Genomic DNA, 16,915 nt, shown 5'->3' on the forward strand with positions numbered 1-16,915 from the left:
TCATCGGGAAACGCCACCCATGTTGACTGTCAAAACCATCTTTCGCCCGACCATCCTGCTGGCGCTGGTCTTGATGGCGATCATTGTCATGATGATTCTGCCCATGCCTGCGTGGGTGTTGGATGTCGGGCTTGCCGCGTCATTCGCCCTAGCGATCCTGATGTTTACGGTTACACTTTTCATCGAGCGGCCACTGGATTTTTCGGCCTTCCCAACCGTGTTGTTGGCGTCACTGATGCTGCGACTGTCGCTGAATGTCTCATCTACGAAACTGATCATTGGGCAGGGTCACACGGGAACCTCGGCAGCGGGCAGCGTGATCGAAGGGTTTGCCAGCTTCGTCATGGGCGGCAGCATTTTGCTGGGTCTCGTAGTGTTTTGCGTTCTGTTGATTGTGAATTTCATCGTCATCACCAAAGGTGCGGCGCGCATGGCCGAAGTTGGTGCGCGGTTTGCGTTGGACGGAATGCCCGGCAAGCAATTGGCCATTGACAGTGACATGTCGGCAGGCGCAATCGACCACGCGGAAGCCAAATCACGTCGTGAGAAGGATCAGGCAGAAACCACGTTCTTCGGGTCGCTGGATGGGGCATCGAAATTCGTGAAGGGCGACGCCTTGGCGGGGCTGCTGATCACATTCCTGAATCTGGTCATGGGCCTGATCATTGGCGTGGTGGTGCACGATATGGAGATCGCTAACGCGTTCCAAACCTATGCCATCCTGACGGTCGGTGACGGGTTGGTAACTCAAATTCCAGCAGTGATCATCTCAATTGCCTCGGCGCTGCTGCTGGCGCGTGGTGGAACTTCTGGGTCAACAGATCTTGCCCTGTTCTCACAGCTCGGTCGATATCCGTCTGCGTTGGTTACTGTCGCTGTACTGATGGCGCTGTTCGGTTTGGTCCCCGGCCTGCCTTTCCTACCGTTTATTCTGGGTGCGGCGGCTTTGGGCACTGCTGGCTGGAAGGGGCACCAAGTTCAGCTTGAAGAAGCTCGAAAGGCTGCCGTCTCACCCACCGACATCGATGCATCTCTACAAACTGAAAGCCTTGGGGATATACTCGATTTAGACGACATCCACGTCGAGTTTGCGCCTGATCTGGTATCGATGGTTCTGGACCCTGCCACCGGTCTGGACGCCCGCATAGCCAGCATTCGAAATCATATTGCCAGTTCGTTCGGACTGATCCTGCCAGAGATACGGCTAACTGATAACAGCACACTTCCCGCCGGCACCTACGCAATCAAGATCCAGGGCGTCGAACAAGCACGCAATATCTTGCAAGCACACCGCGCGCTGGTCATCTTATCGGGACCAGAGGTCATTCTGCCCGATGGCGACGACGTGAAAGAGCCCGTGTATGGTGCGCCTGCCCGCTGGATTGGCCTTGACCATCAGGAAGAAGCTGCTCTGTCAGGCTGTGCTGTCATTGCGCCAACTGAAGTTCTGGCCACTCATTTGCTGGAAGTCATGAAACGAAACTTTCCACGCCTTCTTGGTTTTAAGGCGTTGCGCCGTTTGTTGGATGAATTTGTAAACTTATCGGACGCAAACCGAGCCGAGGCCAATCGGCGACTTTTAGACGAGTTGGTGCCGGAAAAAGTACCACTTGACCTGCTTCACGCCGTTCTACGCTTGTTGTTGGAGGAGCGTGTCTCGATCCGCAACCTGCCCTTGATCATCGAAAGCATCGCAGAAGCGCGCCCTGTCTTTGCCGCGCCCGACACCATCTGTGAATATGTCCGCCAGCGTTTGGGGTTCCAGTTGATCGCGGATCTGAAACGCGACGATGGTACAGTGCCGCTTGTTCAGCTCGCACCGGAATGGGAGGCCACGTTTCAATCGCACCAGCTTGACAGCGACACTGGCAGCGATGTTGCATTACCCCCGGAAGAGTTCAATCGGCTTGCCAATTCCGTCGCGGACAAAATCGCGCGTGCAGGGGAGAACGGGATATATCCAGCAATTGTAACCTCGTCCCAGCGTCGACGGTTTCTGAAGACTGTGCTGTCCGCCAAGGGCATCGCAAACCCTGTCCTGTCATTTGAGGAGATCGGAACAGAAGCTAAACCATCACTGGTCGGGATGATCCCGGCATGATTGCAGCTCTGGATCAAATCTCGATCTTGGTGCCGCTGCTTCTACATCAGGGTTTGGTGGTCTTTCTAAGGGTGGGGGCAGCGATGTCCGTTCTTCCTGCATTCGGAGAAAAATCGGTGCCCGTACGGGTGCGACTATTTCTGGCAATCGCATTCACGATGATCGTCGCGCCCGTTGTCATGGTTGACGCCGGATCGGCGCCACCACTGCGACCAGTTCACTACATTTCCGAACCGTTGATCGGGTTGGGGTTCGGAATTGCCATTCGCTTGATGATCATGACTCTTCAGATTGCGGGCAGCATCGCAGCCCAGTCCACATCCCTCGCACAATTGATGGGGGGTGCAAATACTGATCCGCAACCCGCTATCGGACATGTTCTGGTCGTCGCCGGTTTGGCGCTGGCTGTGATGCTCGGTCTGCATGTCAAACTGGCGACGGGCCTGATCCAAACCTATCACGTCTTTCCGGTCGGACAGTTTCCTGACGCACATGTTTTCGCGGAATGGGGGATTGCCCAGATCGCTCACGCATTCTCTTTGGCCTTTTCTCTGGCCGCACCCTTCGTCATTGCGTCGCTGCTCTATAATGTTGCGCTCGGGGTCATCAACAGGGCGATGCCGCAGTTGATGGTGGCCTTTGTCGGCGCGCCTGCTATTACCGCTGGCGGTTTGATCTTGCTGTTGATGACCACCCCACTTCTGCTGCCCATTTGGCAAGCCGCGCTTGAGGTGACACTTGCCGACCCGTTCGGAGGCCAATGATGTCAGGTACCGATGATGATGACAGCAAGCAACATGCGCCAACACAGAAGAAATTGGACGACGCCCGTCGGCGGGGCGAAGTGGCGCGGTCTGCCGACCTAAACACCGCCACATCATACCTTGCTCTGCTGATTATCGCGGCGTCACTGGGCACTGCAAGCCTGAAGGGTATGGGCGAATTGCTGGCTGGCATTCTAGCCAGATCAGAACAAATCGCCGATGGAGTTTTTCGTGGTGGCGCACCGTTCTCCGCATCGCTTCTGGTGGGGTTAGGACAGCCACTCGCGCCTTGGTTTCTAGCCCCGGCAATAGCGGTTCTGTTGCTCTCCATTGCAACGCGAACCTTCATCGTCGCGCCTGAAAAGCTCCAACCAAAGCTGAACCGCCTATCGCTCGTGTCGAATGCCAAGAACAAGTTCGGGCGATCTGGCCTGTTTGAGTTTGCGAAAAACTTTGTGAAACTGTCGATCTATACGCTGGTGCTGGGTGTTTTTATCTGGGTAAAACTGCCCGAAATATTATCCACCATGTCGCTGAGCGCGGGAATGACGACGGTCGTACTGCTTGAACTGTGTGTCGAATTTTTCGCTCTTGTTCTCGTGATAGCGCTGATCATCGGTGGCATCGATTATTTCTGGCAACATCAGGAGCATTTGCGAAAGAACCGTATGTCCCACAAGGATCTGATCGACGAAATCAAACAGAATGAAGGCGATCCCCATATGAAGGGTCAGAGGCGTCAGAAAGGCTATGCCATCGCCATGAACCAAATGCTTGGCGACGTCCCCGATGCTGACGTGGTCGTGGTCAACCCGACCCATTACGCCGTGGCTCTTAAATGGTCACGGATGCCGGGTGCTGCACCGATTTGTGTCGCGAAAGGCGTTGATGAAATTGCAGCACGGATTCGCGAGGCGGCCAGCGAAAACGGCGTGCCGATTCATAGCGACCCGCCAACAGCACGCGTGCTTTATGCCACGGTCAACATTGGCGACGAGATTCCACCCGACCACTACCAAGCCGTTGCCGCCGCAATTCGCTTTGCAGAGAAGATGCGCAGCCGGGCGCGCGGCATGTTCGGCACCAAGGCATGAACCAACAATTGTCTCAATTGGCTGAATTGGCTGCCCTGCGACATGATGCAGCGATGGCCGCTCTGACACAGCACAATCGCGCCATCCAAACCCTAGAGCTTCACATTTCAGATCTGCGCCAACGCCTTCACGCTAATCCAGAGACCGGACCAGGTGACGCTTTCCCAATTGCGTTGATCAGCGGGCATTATGGCACTTGGCAACGCTGGCTTGAACGGGAACTGACCAAGCTGAACTCTGACCTCGCACGGGCACGGGCAGAACGTGACAGTTATGTCCAGAACGCGGCTCAAACGTTCGGCCGAAAATCTGCAACCGAAGCCTTGGTGCGCGACGAAAAGCAAGCGATGCGGTTAAAAGCGCAGAAGCGGTTTGAACAGACTGCTTCGCGGGGCATACCGGGCAAGAATCCTCTTTTCTTTTGACGACCAGCAGTCTATAGGCACGGCTTCAACCGCGGGACTTACACCCTTGGAGGAATCCCGCATCAACAAACTGGAGAATTTCCATGGCAAAACAGATTCCTGATCTTGAGGCCACGGTACGGACGGGGACAGGCAAGGGGGCCGCTCGTCAAGCTCGCCGCGAAGGCTTGGTACCGGGTATCGTGTATGGCAGCAGCGAAGATCCGCTGCCGATCAACATCCCCTTCAACGACCTGCTGAAAAAGCTGAAAGCTGGTCGTTTCCTTTCGACACTTTGGAACCTGAAGGTCGATGGGCATGATGATGTCCGCGTTATCTGCCGGAACGTGCAGCGTGACGTTGTGAAAGACCTGCCGACCCATCTTGACCTGATGCGTCTGCACCGCAACACGCGGATCAGCCTTTTTATTCACGTTGAGTTCACCAACGAAGAAGAAGCACCAGGCCTGAAAAAAGGCGGCGTTCTGACCGTTGTGCGCCCGGAAGTCGAACTGAACGTTCTGGCGGGTGAAATTCCTGAGCAGATCGTTGTTGACCTGTCCGGTCGTGAAGTTGGTGACGTGATCCACATTTCAGACGTCGACCTGCCGAAAGGCGCGAAAGTCACTGTTGACCGTGACTTTGTGATCGCCAACATCTCTGCTCCAAGCTCACTACGCTCAGCAGATGATGAAGAGAGCGAGACCGAAGAGGTCGCAGCCGACGAAGTCGAAGCAACCGAAATGAAGTCGGAAGAGTAAGTCAGTCCACATGGACGGCGACAAAGCGGGTCCTGCGGGGCCCGCTTTTTTGTTTCGGCCGATCTAGTTGTCATTCCACCAGACGCTGAAACACCACCAGATTCCCGCGCGAGCCCCATGGCATATAGGCAAAGCCTGCTTTCGACATGTCATCGAACAGATCGCGGATGCCGACAGGCTGATAGATTTGCGGATGGATTTCCATGATCACCAATTGCACCATATCGGGCCAGTTCTGCCGGGCAAGGTTCCGCTCGGCGCCTTCGACATCCATAATCACCAGGTTCGGCTCGAATGCCTGAAACAAATCACTAAGCCTGAGCGCGGGCACTTGAACTCGTTGGACAACCCCTTTTCGCGTCCCCGCCGCAAGGGCGGACGACCAGAAAGCGGGTTTGATGTCAAAATCAACACTGTCCTGCAAGAAGTCATCAGGCACAACGGCCCCATGCAACACGCGAACCTCTTCGACCTGATTCAGTCCAAGGTTTCTTCCTATGGCGTCCACCATATCGGCGTTGGCTTCAACTGTTGCGACATTCGCCGCCCCGGCAATCCGGGCGGCTTGTATTGCGATGAAACCTGCCCCACCCCCCAGATCGAGCACCCGATCACCTTTCTTCAGGTGACGTTTCAGGCCGTTGACCTCTTTCCATTCATAAAGTTCATTCTGCAACTGCTGTTCCAGATTGTCGTTCAGGCAGTGATGAGGAATTTCAAGGTCGATTCCGTCTATCGAATACCGGGGCAAAGGGATCTCCGATCGCGATACGTTGGGGTGATTGCAACCCGTGTGTGTGATCTTTAGTTTGGCAGTGCCACAACTTGTTCGCCACGCGGGCAAAATGTCCAGCAGGAAAGGTCAGAGATGAAAATGTTTGTGGGGCTTGGAAACCCCGGCCCAAAATACGCGGGCAACCGCCACAATATAGGCTTTATGGCGCTGGATGGCATTGCGCAAGATCATGGATTTGCCCCGTGGCGCGGCAAATTTCAGGGCGCGTTGGCTGAAGGGCGGTTGGGCCGCGAGAAGGTGCTTTTGCTGAAGCCCGAGACCTATATGAACCTGTCCGGGCAATCCGTGGGTGAGGCGATGCGGTTCTACAAGTTAACCCCCGACGACATCATCGTTTTCCATGACGAGCTTGATCTGGCGCCCGGTAAGGTGCGTGTGAAAAAGGGGGGCGGTCATGCGGGACACAACGGTCTGCGGTCGCTTCATGCACATATCGGGCCGGACTATACCCGTGTGCGTATGGGCATCGGGCATCCGGGAAACAAGAATGCGGTGTCATCCTATGTTCTGCGCGATTTTTCCAAGGCGGATGAGGGCTGGTTGGATGACGTGCTGCGCGGCTGTGCCGACGGGGCGGTCGACCTTGCGGAAGGGGACAGCGGCAAGTTCATGAATGCCATCGGTCGTCGGGTCAATCCGCCACGCTCATCTACCTCGCAACCAAAACCAGACGCAAAATCAGACCCCGAGCCTGCGTCATCACCCGAGCCAAAGGCAGACGCCAAACCAGAGGAAACCCGCAGCCCACTACAGCGGCTGATGGACAAATTTTCATGAGTTTTCGCGACGCTTTGCGGCATCAGGCGGGCAGCAACAGACATCTTGATTCCCCCTTCACCGCCCGCGTTCTTGACCTGATTGCTGACAGCATCCAGCCCGGCACGCCATTGACCGACCGCATGTTCAATTGGCCTGGCGACATTGGACCAAGGGGGCATTCGGTTCCTCTCCGCCTGCTTGCTGGGCTGCATGCGCTGGTTCTGACAGGCGTCTGCCCTGCATTGAAAGCGGTTTATCCACCAAACCCGTCACGAGACGACGCCATGCTTTTGGCCGCGATCCAGACAGGGCTGCGCGATCATGCACAAGTGTTGGACCAATGGCTCGACAATCCACCGCAAACCAACGAAGTGCGCCGTGCCGCTGTTCTGATTGCTGCCGGACATTGGCTGGCCGCGCGTTATAAGTTGCCTATCCGCCTGTATGAACTGGGAGCCAGCGCCGGACTGAACCTCATGTGGGATCGGTTCGCATTATCCCTGTCTGATGGCCAGTTTGGCCCACCTGCCCCTGTGATCACTCTGACACCCAGCTGGCGAGGTGATCTGCCAACGGGGCACACACCGACCATCCTATCTCGGCGTGGCGTCGATCTGATGCCAATGGATGCAAGTGACCCCACCGATGCCCTGCGCCTGATCTCGTATCTTTGGGCGGATCAGCCTGAGCGTTTGTCGCGGACGCGTGCGGTGATTGATGTTTTGGACGCGCAAGTGGATGCGGGCGACGCAGCCTGTTGGCTTGAAAGACAGCTAGAGCACGTGGCACCCGATCATCTAACGCTGGTTTATCACACGATCGCTTGGCAATACTTCCCGCCCGAGACTCAGACGCAATGTCGTCAAGCCATCGAAACTGCCGCACAACGTGGCCCAATTGCACATTTTTCCATGGAGGCGGACGTGCATCTGGACAAAGGGGCGTGCCTTAAGTTGACCCTGTGGCCAGAGGGTCAGAAGTTGACGTTTGGTCGTGCTGATTTTCATGGACGTTGGGTCGATTGGACGGCACCCTGACGAAAATTTCCAGGGGGGCACATGCACATCATATTCAAACGTCTGGCGCAGGCGATTTTGGTTATCGTGGTTTTGGTCGCGATCGCTGCGGTCTGGAAACGTGAAGAGATTGGCCGGCTTCTTGCTGTAAACTCGTTGTTTACGGAAGAGAAAATTGTTCACAACTTTTCGCATATGGATCGTGCGTTCTTGACCAGAACAATCTCACGCGGGAACGCCGAGCCTGTCGCCCTGCTCGTCGGTGCACCAATATCTTTGCCTGATGGGGCCGAAGATTGGATGTCCGAACGGTCAGTCACAGCGTTGGTTGTGCTGAAGGATGGCGTTTTGCGGCACGAAAGCTATCACCTTGGTACGGGACCGGAAGATCGACGCATCAGTTGGTCGGTCGCCAAAAGCTTTCTGTCCGCGCTCACCGGGATCATAGTGGATCAGGGAGCTATTGCGTCCATCGACGATCCGGTTGAAATTTATGCACCCGATCTAAAGGGCAGCGCCTATGAAGGTGCGACGATCCGTAATGTTCTGAACATGTCGTCTGGCGTTGTGTTCAACGAGGACTATCTGGATTTCAACTCTGACATCAATCGCATGGGCCGTGTGCTTGCGCTGGGGCAGTCGATGGACGAGTTTGCCGCTGGACTGACCGAGACTTTCGCGCCGCCGGGTAAGAGATGGCAATATGTCTCAATCGACACCCACGTGATTGGTATGGTGATACGGGGCGCAACAGGGCAATCCATCCCGGACCTGCTTGAACGTCATGTGGTTCAGAAGATGGGTTTCGAGGCGGACCCTTATTACGTTACCGATGGCTACGATGTTGCATTTGTGCTGGGCGGCCTAAACCTGCCCACACGTGACTATGCGCGGTTTGGGCAGATGTATTTGCAAAATGGGCATTGGAACGGGCAACAGATCGTGTCGGCAGATTGGGTGGCAGCGTCGACTGTCCCATCCGCCCCGACGGTGGCAGGCGAACAGGGTTACGGGTTTCAGTGGTGGATGGCCCCGGACGCGCCCGAAGGCGAATATTTCGCCCGCGGCATTTATGGGCAGTATATCTTCATCGACACCGCGCGCGACGTTGTCATCGCGCTGAACAGTGCCGATCGCGGGTTCCGCGGGGACGGGGTGCACGATGCCAACATCGCCATGTTCCGCAAGATTGCCGCATCAGTGGACTGACTCCTGTCAGTTCGCGTCGCGGCCTTCCGTGTCGGACATATCAAAGCCCATATACTTGGCGACGGTATATATATCCTTGTCGCCACGACCACACATATTCATGCAGATGATGTGATCCTCGGGCAGCTCTGGCGCGATCTTCATCACATGGGCCAGTGCATGACAAGGTTCCAGCGCGGGAATGATGCCTTCAGTCTGGCAGCACAGTTGGAAAGCGTCGAGCGCTTCCTTGTCGGTGATGGCCACATATTCGGCGCGACCGATCTCGTGCAACCAACTGTGTTCCGGTCCGATGCCCGGATAGTCCAGTCCCGCCGAGATGGAATATCCGTCCAGAATTTGCCCGTCCTCGTCCTGCAACAGGAAAGTGCGGTTGCCGTGCAAGACGCCGGGGCGACCGCCGGTCAGGGATGCGCAATGTTCCATCTTGTCGTTTACGCCTTTGCCCCCAGCTTCAACGCCGATGATGCGAACGGATTTGTCATCAAGGAACGGGTAAAACAGACCGATTGCATTTGACCCTCCGCCAATGGCCGCGATCAACGTATCAGGCAGCCGACCTTCGACCGCCTGCATCTGCTCTTTGGCTTCTTTGCCAATAATCGATTGGAAGTCGCGTACCATGGCGGGATAGGGATGTGGCCCGGCCGCCGTGCCAATACAATAGAACGTGTCAGCCACATTTGTCACCCAATCGCGTAACGCATCGTTCATTGCGTCTTTCAACGTGCCCCGGCCTGAGCTTACGGGAATAACCTCGGCCCCCAGCAGGCGCATACGAAACACGTTGGGCGCTTGTCGCTGCACGTCATGGGCACCCATGTAGACGATACACTTCAGGCCAAACTTGGCGCAGACCGTCGCCGTTGCAACGCCATGTTGCCCTGCCCCGGTTTCCGCGATGATGCGGGTCTTGCCCATGCGGCGGGCCAGCAAGATCTGCCCCAACACATTGTTGATCTTGTGCGCACCAGTGTGGTTCAGCTCGTCCCGTTTCAGATAGATTTTGGCACCACCCAAATGTTTGGTCAGGCCTTCCGCAAAATAAAGCGGGCTGGGACGGCCAACATAGTGGGTCCACAGGTGCTGCATTTCGGCCCAGAAACTGTCATCCGTCTTGGCGTTTTCATACTCGGCCTCAAGGTCAAGGATCAGCGGCATCAGGGTCTCGGACACGAAGCGTCCGCCAAAATCGCCGAACCGGCCCTTTTCGTCCGGGCCGTTCATGAAGCTGTTGAAAAGGTCGTTGGGCATGAGTGTGCTTCCCTCAGTTCGCAGCGTGGGCCGCGGCGCAGAAGGCCGCGATCAGCCTGTCATCCTTGATCCCCGGCGCAGATTCAACCCCTGACGAGACATCGACCTGTTTTGCGCCGGTGAGGCGGATCGCCTCGGCGACATTGTCGGGAGTCAAGCCCCCGGCCAGCATCCAGGGACAGGGCCAGTATTTCCGCTGCACCAGACGCCAGTCGAAGGCGATGCCATTGCCGCCGGGCAGGTCTGCGCCCTTTGGCGCCTTGGCGTCGATCAGCAACTGATCAGCCACCCCGGCGTACCGCTCGATCTGTGCGACATCGTCCGGCCCGGCAATGCCGATGGCTTTCATCACCGGCAGACCATAGCGCGCCTTGACCTGGGCGACCCGTTCGGGGCTTTCAGCGCCATGCAGTTGCAACATGTCGATCACTGTTTCAGACGCGATCTGGTCAAGCAGCGCATCATCAGCATTCACTGTTAACGCCACTTTCGCCACGCCGACCGGCACATCGGACATCAACTCTGCAGCGCGTTCAACAGACACATTGCGCGGGCTTTTTGGAAAAAAAACAAACCCTAAGTAACGCGCACCAGCCGCCACCGCAGCATCAACATGCTGCGGGTCGGACAACCCACAGATTTTCACATTTGCTCTCATGATATTCAGATCACTTAGTATCGTCGATCAAGGCTAACACATCGTCGCCGGTGCGTGTCTTGGGTTCGCGCAAGGTCTTAACCTCACGCGCCAACTGGTCGCGTTCTTTCCGGTGACGGGCACCTTCGGCACGTATCTTATGTTCGCGGAACCATTCCCAAACGAAGCCGATCAGAACTCCTGCTACCACACCGGCAAAAATAACGACGAACAGGGGCAAGGTCATCGACCAGCTGTATCCCAGGAATCCTGCAAGTTCCTGTGGCAGCAGATGAAGGGTGACAGTCGCCCGGTTGGCCAGTGCGACTGTGATCAGGACGACCGCAAGGGTCGCCAGAAAAGCGTAACGGATGTATCGCATGGATACCTCTTACTTGCCGTTCAAACGGTCCCGCAAAAGTTTGCCGGTCTTGAAGAACGGAACATGTTTCTCTTCAACCTCGACCGATTCGCCGGTCCGGGGATTGCGCCCGATACGAGCATCCCGCTTCTTGACCGAGAATGCGCCAAAGCCGCGCAGTTCCACCCGGTCCCCCTTGGCCATCGCCTCGATAATCTCTTCGAAGATCGTGTTTACGATGCGTTCAACGTCGCGCTGATAAAGGTGCGGGTTTTCATCCGCGATCTTCTGGATCAATTCCGACCGGATCATTCTGGTCCCCCCAATTGGCTATGTAATGGATTTTGCATCCTTATTCTGTCACAGATTATAGGAGCAAACCGCCGCGCGAGATACAAGCATTGCCATGCTGAACGGCTTTTTTTGGCAGGAAACGCGCAGTTTTTTCGGGATTTTCAGGCCGATGCCGCACCGGCAAATCACATAAGGGTCACTGTCGCAGAATTGTTGCAGCGCAGCATAACCCGTTGATTCGAAGCAAAACAGCCCCACGCTTGGCACGGGGCTGTTCTAATTTCTTTAGGACTGGACTTAGTTGTCCTGCTTCAGAGCGGCGCCAAGAATGTCGCCCAGAGATGCACCTGAATCCGAGGAACCATACTGTGCGACGGCTTCTTTTTCTTCGGCAATCTCGCGGGCTTTGATCGACAGTCCCAGACGGCGCGATTTGCTGTCCACGTTGGTCACGCGAACGTCCAGCTTGTCTCCAACCTGGAAACGCTCGGGACGTTGTTCAGCACGGTCACGCGACAGGTCCGAGCGACGGATGAAGGATTTCATGCCTTCATATTCCACTTCGATGCCGCCATCTTCGATCGAGGTCACTTCAACAGTGATGATCGAACCACGCTTCACGCCACCAATGGCGTCTGCGAAGGGATCACCGTCCAGGGCTTTGATCGACAGCGAGATACGCTCTTTGTCCGTGTCCACTTCCGAGACAACAGCTTTGACGATGTCGCCCTTCTTGAAGTTCTGGATCGCGTCTTCGCCACGTTCGTCCCACGAGATGTCGGACAGGTGAACCATGCCGTCGATTTCGCCGTCGAGGCCAATGAACAGGCCGAATTCGGTGATGTTCTTGACTTCGCCTTCGACCTCGGTGCCCTCGGGGTGTGTTTCTGCAAACACTTCCCACGGGTTGCGCATGGTCTGCTTGAGACCAAGCGACACGCGGCGCTTGGCGCTGTCGATTTCCAGAACCATGACTTCGACTTCCTGGCTTGTCGAAACGATCTTGCCGGGGTGAACGTTCTTCTTCGTCCACGACATTTCCGACACGTGCACCAGACCTTCAACGCCCGGCTCCAGTTCAACAAACGCACCGTAATCGGTGATGTTGGTCACGCGGCCAGTGTGTGTGCTTTCCAGTGGGTATTTGCCAGCAACCAGATCCCATGGATCATCTTGCAGCTGTTTCATACCAAGCGAGATGCGGTGGGTCTCTTTGTTGATCTTGATGACCTGAACCTTGATGGTTTCGCCGATCGTCAGGATTTCCGAAGGATGGTTCACGCGGCGCCATGCCATGTCAGTGACGTGCAACAGGCCGTCAACACCGCCAAGGTCAACGAACGCACCGTATTCGGTGATGTTCTTGACGACGCCGTCAACTGCTTGGCCTTCGGTCAGGTTGCCGATGACTTCAGCACGCTGTTCAGCACGCGATTCTTCCAGAATTGCACGACGCGATACAACGATGTTACCACGGCGGCGGTCCATCTTCAGGATCTGGAAGGGTTGTTTCAGACCCATCAGGGGCCCTGCGTCGCGCACGGGGCGCACGTCAACTTGCGAGCCGGGAAGGAACGCAACCGCGCCGCCCAGATCGACAGTGAAGCCGCCTTTGACGCGGCCGAAGATGGCACCTTCGACACGTGCATCGTCGGCATATGCTTTTTCCAGACGGTCCCATGCTTCTTCGCGGCGAGCCATTTCGCGCGAGATGACAGCTTCGCCACGTGCGTTTTCGGCAGAACGAAGGAAGACTTCTACTTCGTCACCAACTGCGATTTCAGGGGCTTCGCCGGGGTTAGCGAATTCTTTGACATCAACGCGGCCTTCCATCTTGTAGCCTACGTCGATGATGGCTTGGCCGGCCTCGATGGCGATGACCTTGCCTTTGACAACCGAACCCTCTTCGGGGGTGTCCATTTCGAAGCTTTCGTTCAGGAGGGCTTCGAATTCCTCCATAGTTGCTTTAGCGCACATATGCGTTTTGTTCCTTTTCAAGTACTATTCGGGCCGTGCGGTTGGCTCCGCAGGTCTTGGATTTTCCAATTTGGTCAACAGGTTAGCCGCAAAACAAAGAGGGCCGGTAGCTCCGACCCTGCTCGTATCCCTGCTATCGCGGTGTTTTCACCTTATCGACAGGGGCGGGAAATACGGGGATTCTGCCAATAAAGCAAGGGGGATTGCGGATATCCCCCTTGTTTCACAAAGAGTTCCCAAATGCGAGATCAGTCGATCCGGCGCAGGAAGCGTTCGTCTGGCTTGCGGACTTTTTTCATCGGCAACAACCAGTCGCCAGTTTCGTCACGATATCCAAGCGGCAGCAAGACAACCGACCGCAATCCTTGTTGGCGCAGACCAAGGATTTGGTCCACTTTTTCAGGATCGAACCCTTCCATCGGGGTGCTGTCCACTTCAAGCTCGGCAGCGGCGGCCAGCGCAAAGCCTAGCGCGATGTAAGCCTGACGCGCGGCATGTTCGAAATTGGTTTGCGCCGCACGCGGCAAATAGGTGGCTTTGAGCTTCTTGTAATACTGGCTCAGCATTGGATTTTCACCGCCGCGCTCTTCGGCCATCTGGGTTGTCACCGCATCAATGCGGTCTTCGGTGTAGTTATCCCATGCCGCAAACACCAACAGATGCGAGCCCTCGGTGATCTGCGCCTGATCCCAAGCAACTGGGCGGATTTTCTGACGAATCTCGTCATTGGTGATAACGAGCACTTCAAAAGGCTGAGTTCCCGACGACGTTGGCGCAAGGCGGATGGCATCCAGAATCTTATTCAGCTTGTCTTCCGGAACCTTTTTCGCAGGATCCATCTTCTTGGTGGCATAGCGCCAATTCAGTTTGTCGAGCATATCTTACCTGTCATTCCTTGGCCGGAACCATTCCGGCAAACAAGACAGCTATGATTGCTTGACGCGCACGACAACCGGTTAAGACGCAAGTCGGCTATGTACTATCGACATGCCTTAATTGCTGAAACCGCTTTGGCCACGGCGACCTCGATCGGCAGGTCAGATGTGTCGATGACCACTGCGTTTTCAGCTGGCTTCAAAGGAGCTTCGGAGCGTTCGCTGTCGCGTTTATCGCGCGCGATCACGTCCTCCAAAACGTCTTCTCGGGTGACCTCAATGCCCTTTTCCGAAAGCTCAAGATATCTGCGTTCGGCACGGATTTCGGCGCTTGCAGTCACGAACAGCTTCACATCAGCGTCAGGACAAATCACTGTTCCAATGTCGCGCCCGTCCAGAACCGCACCACCATCACGTGCGGCAAAGCTGCGCTGAAATTCAAACAAGGCTGCACGCACATCTGACAAAACCGCCACGCGGCTAGCGGCTTGGGCGACTTCTGGCGTGCGCAGATCCCCTTCAAGATCCTTCGGTGTCAAAGCTTTCGCTGCTTGAACCGGATCGCCACCAGCCAACACCTTGGCCCCTACAGCACGATAAAGCAGCCCTGTATCCAAATGCGCAAAGCCGAAATGATCAGCGACCGCCTTCGAGATTGTGCCTTTGCCAGCTGCAGCAGGTCCGTCAATTGCGACAGTAAAGATCACCTCACAAGCCCTTTCATCCTTCGCCATAGTGCAAGGCAAAGCCCTAGGCACAAAATCAACATTGCAATCGTCGAAACCCCAGACTTCAAAACCGTCATCAGCGAGGCTTGCGATACAAGGTCAGATGACAATGCATCAAGGTTGGTTTCAAGCATGTCGGAAACCAATGCATCTTCACGCCAGTCAAACACAGCAGCCAGAATCGCAATGGCGGAAAAACCGACAGCCCAACGAAGCGGGAATAAACGCAAAAAGCCCAAGCTTAGCGCCAAAGCCAAAAGACCAGGATAAAACAAGTCCAGCCAGTGCTGTGGCCCTAAATACTGACTGCGTCCCCTTTCACCCAGCGCCGCCAGAAAGGCTTGTGCTTCTGCGAATGAATACCCGACCGGTCTAAGGTCAAACGGGGTTAATCCGTTGGCGTCAGATTGGATCAGTGGCAAAGACCAAAGAACAATCGCAAGATAAACTGCCATAGCCGCGACAACAGCAGCCCAGAACACCCACCTCTGAGTCATACGTTTGACCGCACCAACTGAGCGCCAAGCCCCGCCATTAGTGGCTCAAACACCGGGAAGCTGGTTGCGATGGGACTGCCATCATCCAGATTGATCGGCTTTTGTGACGCGAACCCAAGGCAAGCAAAACTCATCGCGATGCGGTGATCCAGAACGGTTGCCACAGTTGCGCCACCGCGCACGCCCTCCGGCCCCAACCCGTCCACGGCCCACCAATCCTCGCCTTCCTCAACCACGAGGCCAGCGGCGCGCAAGCCCTTGGCCATCGCGTCAATGCGGTCGCTTTCCTTCACGCGCAATTCATGCACACCGGGCATATTGGTGGTGCCTGTGGCGAAGGCTGCAACGACCGACAGGATCGGGTATTCGTCAATCATGCTGGCAGCCCGCTCAGGTGGCACAACAATGCCCTTCATGTTTGGCGAGTATTTCGCGCGCAAGTCGGCAACGGGTTCGCCACCCTCTAACCTCTCGTTTTCAAATGTCAGATCCGCGCCCATATCTTGTAAAGTATTAAACAGCCCAGCGCGGGTTGGGTTCAGGCCGATATTGGGAACCAGAACGTCAGATCCGGGCACGATCAACGCCGCACAGACTGGAAACGCGGCTGAACTTGGATCGCGAGGAACAGCGATGGTCTGTGGTTCAAGTTCGGGTTGCCCTGTCAGCGTAACCACGCGTCCTTCATCGGTTTGTTCTACAGTTATCTCGGCACCGAAACCGGCCAACATGCGTTCGGTGTGATCGCGTGTGGCCTCTTTTTCAATAACGACAGTTTTGCCCGGCGCGTTCAGTCCCGCCAACAATACTGCAGACTTCACCTGCGCCGAAGCCATCGGCGTTGTGTAACGCACAGCGACGGGTTCGCGCGCACCAATGATGGTCATCGGCAGCCGCCCACCTTCGCGCCCAAAGCTTTGCGCACCGAACAGCGCGATCGGATCTGTCACTCGCCCCATCGGGCGCGACCGAAGCGACGCATCGCCGGTGAAGGTCGCGGTAATCGGTTGGGTGGCCATCGCACCCATGATCAGGCGCACGCCGGTGCCCGCATTCCCGCAGTCAATGACCTGCTCGGGTTCCGCAAAGCCGCCCACACCCACACCGTTCACACGCCACTCGCCTTCGCCCACACGTTCGACATCGGCCCCGAACGCCCGCATCGCATCGGCGGTGCCCAACACATCCTCGCCTTCCAAAAGACCGGTGATATGGGTTTCCCCGACCGCCATCGCCCCGAGGATCAGGGATCTGTGACTGATCGATTTGTCGCCGGGCACGCGCGCCTCGCCCTTCAGCGGGCCGGATTTGCGTGACGTCATGGGAATGGCGGGGCCGTGTCCGGACATATGTCTTCTCCTGTATTCTGCGAATTCTGATAGCGCAGA

18 protein-coding genes are annotated in these 16,915 nt (G+C 56.2%); 8 read left to right on the top strand and 10 right to left on the bottom strand.

Features of this window, described 5'->3' with window-relative positions; all coding sequences use genetic code 11:
• Window positions 1–19: 19 nt before the first annotated feature.
• The 5 genes from flhA (at window position 20) to MWU51_RS10840 (ending at window position 5,124) form a co-directional block, all read left to right on the top strand.
• On the top strand, window positions 20–2,101 hold the full coding sequence (gene flhA, locus MWU51_RS10820; protein WP_247037112.1) for a flagellar biosynthesis protein FlhA: 2,082 nt from the start codon (window positions 20–22) through the stop codon (window positions 2,099–2,101).
• Window positions 2,098–2,865: a flagellar biosynthetic protein FliR gene (locus MWU51_RS10825; protein WP_247037113.1), complete on the top strand. Its 768-nt coding sequence runs from the start codon at window positions 2,098–2,100 to the stop codon at window positions 2,863–2,865. The genes flhA and MWU51_RS10825 overlap by 4 nt, the downstream gene beginning before the upstream one ends.
• Complete coding sequence (locus MWU51_RS10830) at window positions 2,865–3,959, top strand: flagellar type III secretion system protein FlhB (protein WP_247037114.1); 1,095 nt, start codon at window positions 2,865–2,867, stop codon at window positions 3,957–3,959. The genes MWU51_RS10825 and MWU51_RS10830 overlap by 1 nt, the downstream gene beginning before the upstream one ends.
• Window positions 3,956–4,384: a hypothetical protein gene (locus tag MWU51_RS10835; RefSeq protein ID WP_247037116.1), complete on the top strand. Its 429-nt coding sequence runs from the start codon at window positions 3,956–3,958 to the stop codon at window positions 4,382–4,384. Before MWU51_RS10830 ends, MWU51_RS10835 begins: the two co-directional genes overlap by 4 nt.
• 83 nt (window positions 4,385–4,467) lie before the next feature.
• A complete protein-coding gene (locus tag MWU51_RS10840) occupies window positions 4,468–5,124 on the top strand; it encodes a 50S ribosomal protein L25/general stress protein Ctc (protein ID WP_247037118.1) in 657 nt (218 codons plus the stop codon).
• A gap of 70 nt (window positions 5,125–5,194) precedes the next feature.
• Here MWU51_RS10840 and MWU51_RS10845 read toward each other — a convergent pair whose 3' ends face one another.
• Window positions 5,195–5,875 carry an FkbM family methyltransferase gene (locus MWU51_RS10845; protein WP_247037120.1) on the bottom strand — a complete coding sequence of 227 codons (681 nt, stop codon included), beginning with the start codon at window positions 5,873–5,875 and terminating at the stop codon, window positions 5,195–5,197.
• Between the two features lie 117 nt (window positions 5,876–5,992).
• Here MWU51_RS10845 and pth point away from each other — a divergent pair, with 117 nt between their 5' ends.
• The 3 genes from pth to MWU51_RS10860 are packed head-to-tail and all read left to right on the top strand — an operon-like array spanning window position 5,993 to window position 8,904.
• Complete coding sequence (pth, locus tag MWU51_RS10850; RefSeq protein WP_247037122.1) at window positions 5,993–6,697, top strand: aminoacyl-tRNA hydrolase; 705 nt, start codon at window positions 5,993–5,995, stop codon at window positions 6,695–6,697.
• A complete protein-coding gene (locus tag MWU51_RS10855; RefSeq protein WP_247037123.1) occupies window positions 6,694–7,716 on the top strand; it encodes a DUF2332 domain-containing protein in 1,023 nt (340 codons plus the stop codon). Before pth ends, MWU51_RS10855 begins: the two co-directional genes overlap by 4 nt.
• Window positions 7,717–7,737: 21 nt before the next feature.
• Window positions 7,738–8,904: a serine hydrolase gene (locus tag MWU51_RS10860; RefSeq protein ID WP_247037125.1), complete on the top strand. Its 1,167-nt coding sequence runs from the start codon at window positions 7,738–7,740 to the stop codon at window positions 8,902–8,904.
• 6 nt (window positions 8,905–8,910) lie between these two features.
• On the opposite strand, the gene trpB is transcribed toward MWU51_RS10860, so the two are convergent.
• The 9 genes from trpB to aroA form a co-directional block, all read right to left on the bottom strand.
• Window positions 8,911–10,158 (bottom strand): tryptophan synthase subunit beta, encoded by a 1,248-nt coding sequence (trpB, locus tag MWU51_RS10865; RefSeq protein ID WP_247037127.1) that lies wholly within the window; start codon window positions 10,156–10,158, stop codon window positions 8,911–8,913.
• Window positions 10,159–10,171: 13 nt separating this feature from the next.
• Window positions 10,172–10,816 carry a phosphoribosylanthranilate isomerase gene (locus MWU51_RS10870; protein WP_247037129.1) on the bottom strand — a complete coding sequence of 215 codons (645 nt, stop codon included), beginning with the start codon at window positions 10,814–10,816 and terminating at the stop codon, window positions 10,172–10,174.
• Window positions 10,817–10,826: 10 nt separating this feature from the next.
• A complete protein-coding gene (locus MWU51_RS10875) occupies window positions 10,827–11,177 on the bottom strand; it encodes a LapA family protein (protein ID WP_247037131.1) in 351 nt (116 codons plus the stop codon).
• A 9-nt stretch (window positions 11,178–11,186) separates the two neighbouring features.
• Entirely contained in the window at window positions 11,187–11,468 is a 282-nt protein-coding gene (gene ihfB / locus MWU51_RS10880; RefSeq protein ID WP_091428481.1) for an integration host factor subunit beta, read from the bottom strand.
• 279 nt (window positions 11,469–11,747) lie between these two features.
• Window positions 11,748–13,427, bottom strand: coding sequence for a 30S ribosomal protein S1 (gene rpsA / locus MWU51_RS10885; RefSeq protein WP_247037133.1), 1,680 nt, complete (start codon window positions 13,425–13,427; stop codon window positions 11,748–11,750).
• Between the two features lie 248 nt (window positions 13,428–13,675).
• Window positions 13,676–14,305 (bottom strand): NAD(P)H-dependent oxidoreductase, encoded by a 630-nt coding sequence (locus MWU51_RS10890; protein ID WP_247037135.1) that lies wholly within the window; start codon window positions 14,303–14,305, stop codon window positions 13,676–13,678.
• A 101-nt stretch (window positions 14,306–14,406) separates the two neighbouring features.
• Window positions 14,407–15,009: a d(CMP) kinase gene (locus MWU51_RS10895; RefSeq protein WP_247037137.1), complete on the bottom strand. Its 603-nt coding sequence runs from the start codon at window positions 15,007–15,009 to the stop codon at window positions 14,407–14,409.
• Window positions 15,006–15,527: a hypothetical protein gene (locus MWU51_RS10900; RefSeq protein ID WP_247037139.1), complete on the bottom strand. Its 522-nt coding sequence runs from the start codon at window positions 15,525–15,527 to the stop codon at window positions 15,006–15,008. The genes MWU51_RS10895 and MWU51_RS10900 overlap by 4 nt, the downstream gene beginning before the upstream one ends.
• Complete coding sequence (gene aroA, locus MWU51_RS10905) at window positions 15,524–16,876, bottom strand: 3-phosphoshikimate 1-carboxyvinyltransferase (protein ID WP_247037141.1); 1,353 nt, start codon at window positions 16,874–16,876, stop codon at window positions 15,524–15,526. Before aroA ends, MWU51_RS10900 begins: the two co-directional genes overlap by 4 nt.
• Window positions 16,877–16,915 lie beyond the last annotated feature (39 nt).

The sequence above is a fragment of the Aliiroseovarius sp. F47248L genome (assembly GCF_023016085.1).
Taxonomy (GTDB): Bacteria; Pseudomonadota; Alphaproteobacteria; order Rhodobacterales; family Rhodobacteraceae; genus Aliiroseovarius.